Consider the following 5,522-nt stretch of genomic DNA (forward strand, 5'->3'; position numbering starts at 1 on the left):
TTGCTCATGCGCTTCTCCTTGCTGACCGACGGCAGCCCGTTTGCCGCGCGTCCCGATTGTTCACAACAGCTCCTCGAGGTCCGTCGCGATGGTGTCGACGTTCGGCCCCATGACGACCTGGACCACGTGACCCGAGATCATGACGCCGTGGGCGCCGGCCGCTCGCAGGGCCTTCACGTCGACGACGGTCGTGTCGTGGACCTCGGACCGGAGCCGTGTGGTGCACGGCTCGATCTCGATGATGTTCGCCACGCCACCCAGCGCCGCCAGGATGTCCGCCGCCTGCTCGCTCACACCGTTCCGCCCCTCGCTCATCCCACGAACTCCGTCGTCGCGGGTTCTGCCGTCAGGTCGCTCGAGGTCCGCCGGGGTGTCAGCGCGCGCTTGGGCGCGCGCAGGGGGACCCAGAGCACGTAGCGGTCGGCCCGGTAGGTCGACCGTGAGTACACGCAGGCCGTCTCGCCGGCGAAGGTCCGTCGCGCGAGGCGCAGGACCGCCCGGCCGGGGGCGACGCCCAGCAGCTCGGCGTCCTGCGCGTCGACCTCGGTCGCGGACACGGTGTCCTCGCCCCAGTCGGGCTCGAGCCCGCGCCGCCGCAGCTCGCCGTAGATGCTGTCGGGAAGGGGGCCGTCGAACAGTCCGGGCACCAGCTCGCACGAGAGCCACGACTGCTCGATCGCCATGGGCACGCCGTCGGCGAACCGCACCCGGTGCAGGGAGAAGACCCGCTCCCCGGGGAGGATGTCGAGCGCGTCCGCGATGTCCGGTGTGGCGGCGACGACCTCGGCCGCCAGGACCTTCGACGACGGCTCCATGCCGCGCCGCGCCATCTCCTCGCCGAACGACGCGAGGCGCACCTCGAGGTCGACCTTGGTGGGCGCGACGAACGTGCCGCGGCCCTGCTCCCGGTCCAGGAGCCCCTCGACGACGAGCGCGTCGACCGCCTGGCGCACCGTCATCCGCGACACGCCGAACTGCTCGCAGAGCAGCCGCTCCGAGGGGATGGTGTCTCCCGCCGAGAGCTCGTGCGTGACGAGCGAGCGCAGGTAGTCCCGGACGCGCACGTACTTCAGAACCGAGCGACCCACCTTGGTCCCTTCGCTGCGCGACTCGTGCTGACGGCCGAAGCATGCCGCCCTTGACACCGGATGCACCATTCCATCATGGTTACGACAACTGGTCCAGACATCTAGCGCACTAGATCGCCACGTGCTCCCCCGGTCTGGACGAGGGAGTGCCGGTGCCCACCGGCTCACGGCCCGCACACAATGAGGAGTGCACCTGTCATGACCGCCATCACCGCCCCCGCGTCACGCGAGAAGCGCGGCATACCCGGGCTCGCCCAGCTCCAGCGCATCGGCCGCTCGCTCATGCTGCCGATCGCCTCGTTGCCCGCCGCGGCCCTGCTGCTGCGGCTCGGGCAGGACGACATGCTCGGCAAGGACGGGCTCGCCGGGGCGTGGGGCCACTGGCTCCTCCCGGTGGCCGACGTTCTCGGCGCTGCCGGCAACGCGCTGTTCGCCAACCTCCCGCTGCTCTTCGCTCTCGGCGTGGCGGTCGGGTACGCCCGCAAGTCCGACGGCTCGACGGGCCTCGCGGCCCTCATCGGGTACCTCGTGTTCAAGGGCGTCACCGACGCGCTCTCGCCGTACATCCTGGGCAAGCCGGTCGGCGACGCCAAGCAGGAGCTCATCAACTACGGCGTCCTCGGCGGCATCGTGATGGGCCTCGTCGCGGCCCTCCTGTATCAGAAGTACTCGCGGATCAAGCTCCCGGCCTACCTGGCGTTCTTCGGCGGTCGTCGGTTCGTGCCGATCGTCACCGCGGGCGTGGCGATCCTTGTCGCGGTGATCGGCGCGCTCATCTACCCGTGGTTCGACTCCGGCCTGACCTCCGTGGGCAGCTGGGTGACCGGCTCGACGATCATCGGCGCGTTCGTCTACGGCACCCTCAACCGGCTGCTCGTCCCGATCGGCCTGCACCACCTGCTCAACTCGCTGCCGTGGTTCCAGTTCGGTGCGTACACCGACGCGAGCGGCAAGGTGTGGAACGGCGACATCGCGCGGTTCCTGCACGGCGACCCGACCGCCGGAACCTTCATGACCGGCTTCTTCCCGATCATGATGTTCGCGCTGCCCGCGGCCGCCCTCGCGTTCGTGCACACGGCCAAGCCGGGCAAGCGCAAGGTCATCCTCGGCATCATGGGGTCGGCCGCGCTGGTCTCGTTCGTCACCGGCGTCACCGAGCCGCTCGAGTTCTCGTTCCTGTTCCTCGCCTACCCGCTGTACGTGATCCACGCGGTGCTCACCGGGACGTCGCTCGCTCTCGTCAACTGGCTCGGCATCCACGACGGCTTCGGGTTCTCCGCGGGCGTGATCGACTACCTGCTCAACTTCAGGATCGCCACGCACCCGCTGTGGATCCTCCCGATCGGCCTGGCCTACGGAGCGATCTACTACTTCCTGTTCCGGTTCGTCATCACGCGCTGGAACCTGCGGACCCCGGGACGCGAGGAGGACGACGCGACGGTCGACCCCAACAACGTCCTGGTCGACCAGCCGGACGACGAGCCCGTCACGGCGGCTCGCCCCGCCACCCCGGCAGCAGGCAGCACGTCCGCCTGACGCCCGGGGCCCGGCTGGAGCGCGAGCTCCGGCCGGGCCTCGGCACGCCACCTGATCTCACCTGCTCGACCCGATCGAACCGCGAGGATGCGATGCCGACCGACGACGAAACCCAGCAGCGCCGGCTCACCGGCATCGGCGTCAGCCCGGGCCGTGCCTCCGGTCCGGTCGTCGCGATGCCGGATCCCGTCGCAGAGCCGCCCGCGGGCGCGACCCTCGCCCCGGATGCGGATCTCGACCAGGCTGCCGAGCGCATCGCGACCGCCGCGCACGACGCCCAGACCGAGCTCGAGCTCGCCGCCGCCCGTGCGAGCGGCGCCGCCCGGGAGGTGCTCGAGACCACCGCCATGATGGCCGCGGACCCGACCCTCGTCGCCGCGGCCCAGCGCCTCGTCCGCGAGACCCGCCTCGAGCCCGCTCGCGCGGTCTGGCAGGCGGCCGCCGGGGTGATCACTCAGCTCGCGGCGCTCGGCGGGTACATGGCCGAGCGCACGCGTGACGTCGCCGACGTGCGCGACCGCATCGTCGCCGCCCTCACGGGCCAGGCGCCCCCGGGCGTCCCGCACTCGGACCACCCGTTCGTCCTCGTGGCCGCGGACCTGTCCCCCGCCGACACCGCGACGCTCGACCCGGACCGCGTCGTCGCGCTCGTGACCCGCGACGGCGGACCGACGTCGCACACCGCGATCCTCGCGCGCGCCCTCGGCATCCCCGCGGTCGTCGGGGTCGCTGGTGCCACGACTGTCCCGGCGGGGACCGTCGTGCTCGTGGACGGGGCCGCCGGGACGGTGACCCTGGACCCCACCGCGGAGCAGGTCGCTCAGGCGGCGGCCCTCGCGGCGCGGGTGCGGACGTTCGACGGCGCCGGTCGCACGAGCGACGGGCACCGCGTCCCGCTGCTCGCCAACGTCGGCCGACCCGACGGTGCGCAGGCCGCCGCCGACGCCGGGGCCGAGGGTGTCGGGCTGTTCCGCACCGAGTTCTGCTTCCTCGACCGGACCGACGCGCCGTCGGTCCCCGAGCAGGTCGCCCAGTACCGGCAGGTGCTCGCGGCGTTCTCCGGCAGAAAGGTCGTCGTGCGCACGCTCGACGCCGGCGCGGACAAGCCCCTGCCGTTCCTCACGAGCAGCACCGAGCCGAACCCCGCGCTCGGCGTCCGCGGCTACCGCACGTCCTGGCGCAACCCCGAGATCCTCGAGGACCAGCTGACCGCGATCGCGCAGGCGGCCGAGGCGGAGACCGCCGACGTCTGGGTGATGGCCCCCATGATCGCCACGGTCGACGAGACTTCCGCGTTCGTCGAGCGCTGCCACGCGCACGGCCTCGCCACCGCTGGCGTCATGGTCGAGGTCCCGAGCGCGGCCCTGAGCTCCAGCCAGATCCTGCGGCACGCAGCGTTCGCGAGCATCGGCACCAACGACCTCACGCAGTACGCGATGGCGGCAGACCGCATGCTCGGCGAGCTCGCCCCGCTCTCGACCGCCTGGCAGCCCGCCGTGCTGCAGCTCGTCGCGGCGACCTGCCGCGGCGGGGAGCAGAACGACCGGCCGGTCGGGGTGTGCGGCGAGGCCGCGGCCGACCCGGCCCTCGCCGTCGTGCTCGTCGGGCTCGGTGTCGCGACCCTGTCGATGACCGCCCGCGCCCTGCCCGACGTCGCTGCCGTGCTCGGCTCGGTCACGCTCGCGACGTGCCGGGAGCTGGCCGCGCTCGCGACGGGCGCCGACTCGGCCGAGGCGGCACGTCAGGGCGTCCGGTCACGCCTGCCGGTGCTCGACGAGCTCGGGCTCTGAGCGTTCCGGACGCGCCGGGTCCGACTGACCGCGCAGGCTCTCAGCCGGCGTTCTTGAGGTACGCCACGAGGGCGTCGAGCGACGGGCCTGCGGCGGCGTCGTCGCTCGCGAGGACGACCTCGTCGCCGTGGCGCGCGCCGAGCGTCATGACGGACAGGATGCTCGACGTGGGCACCGGGGAGCCGTCCGCGGTCCGGATCGTGACCGCGGCGGGGAGTCCCGCCGCCAGCTTGACGAACAGCGCGGCCGGGCGGGCGTGCAGCCCCTCCGCGATCGCGACGATGACACGGCGTTCGAGCACGAGGACCCCCTGAGTGTGGCGGCGACTGGTCTAGACCACTATAGCGGGTGGGAGGCCTGCGCGACGACGCGCTCGCACACCTCGTGCGTCACGAGCGCGTCCGACGCGTCGAGCAGCCGGCCCGCCCGCACCGCCCCGAGGAACTCCTCGCACATCGCGACGAACCCCCGGTGCACCGTCGGCGGCAGCCACGGCTCGCGTCGGGTCAGGCGCTCGCCGGCAGCGACGTCGACGACGTCCGCGAGGTCGATCACCTGGCGGCGCCGGCCGTCCCCGATGACGTCGAGCACCTCGTGCGCCCCTCCCGCCGTCCAGCTCATGACGCCGGTCGCGAGGCGGCCCTCACCCGTGAACTGCACCGACAGCCGCCGGCAGCGACCTTGGTCGTCGACGTGGGCGGTCGTCACGAGGTCGTCGAGCGGGGACGGGACCAGGAACCGGAGAGTGTCGATCACGTGGATGAAGTCGTCGAGCACCATCTGCCGGGCGGGTCCGGGCGCGTGCGAACGGTGCTTCTGGAGCGACACGACGTCACGGTCGGCCCAGTCGGCGAAGGCACGATAGGCCGGCGCGTACCGCCGGTTGAACCCGACCATGAGCGACACGCCGCGCGCGAGCGCGACGAGCTCCCGCGCGCTCTCGAGATCGAGGGCGAGCGGCTTGTCGACGAGCACCGGCACCCCGGCACGCAGCAGCGTCGCGACGACCTCGGGGTGCGACTCGGATGTCGTGTGCACCAGCGCGGCGTCGAGACCCCCGTCGATGGCCTCGGCCAGCGAGTCGAACCGGTCCGCGATGCGATACGCG

6 protein-coding genes are annotated in these 5,522 nt (G+C 72.5%); 2 read left to right on the top strand and 4 right to left on the bottom strand.

The window, feature by feature from the left end:
- Window positions 1-60 precede the first annotated feature (60 nt).
- Window positions 61-315 (bottom strand): PTS glucose/sucrose transporter subunit IIB, encoded by a 255-nt coding sequence (locus VFW79_RS00800; RefSeq protein ID WP_329675418.1) that lies wholly within the window; start codon window positions 313-315, stop codon window positions 61-63.
- A complete protein-coding gene (locus VFW79_RS00805) occupies window positions 312-1,088 on the bottom strand; it encodes a GntR family transcriptional regulator (protein ID WP_329675419.1) in 777 nt (258 codons plus the stop codon). Before VFW79_RS00805 ends, VFW79_RS00800 begins: the two co-directional genes overlap by 4 nt.
- 198 nt (window positions 1,089-1,286) lie before the next feature.
- On the opposite strand from VFW79_RS00805, the gene VFW79_RS00810 reads away from it, so the two are divergent.
- Entirely contained in the window at window positions 1,287-2,624 is a 1,338-nt protein-coding gene (locus VFW79_RS00810) for a PTS transporter subunit EIIC (RefSeq protein WP_329675420.1), read from the top strand.
- A gap of 92 nt (window positions 2,625-2,716) precedes the next feature.
- Complete coding sequence (ptsP, locus tag VFW79_RS00815) at window positions 2,717-4,414, top strand: phosphoenolpyruvate--protein phosphotransferase (protein ID WP_329675421.1); 1,698 nt, start codon at window positions 2,717-2,719, stop codon at window positions 4,412-4,414.
- 40 nt (window positions 4,415-4,454) lie between these two features.
- Here ptsP and VFW79_RS00820 read toward each other — a convergent pair whose 3' ends face one another.
- Both VFW79_RS00820 and VFW79_RS00825 read right to left on the bottom strand, forming a co-directional pair.
- The gene (locus VFW79_RS00820; protein WP_329675422.1) at window positions 4,455-4,715 is read right to left on the bottom strand and encodes an HPr family phosphocarrier protein; all 261 of its coding nucleotides are present in this window, start codon (window positions 4,713-4,715) and stop codon (window positions 4,455-4,457) included.
- A gap of 38 nt (window positions 4,716-4,753) precedes the next feature.
- On the bottom strand, window positions 4,754-5,522 hold a 769-nt coding region (locus tag VFW79_RS00825; protein ID WP_329675423.1), incomplete at its 5' end, for a Gfo/Idh/MocA family oxidoreductase.

The organism is Cellulomonas sp. (genome assembly GCF_036279715.1).
Classification (GTDB): domain Bacteria; phylum Actinomycetota; class Actinomycetes; order Actinomycetales; family Cellulomonadaceae; genus Cellulomonas_A.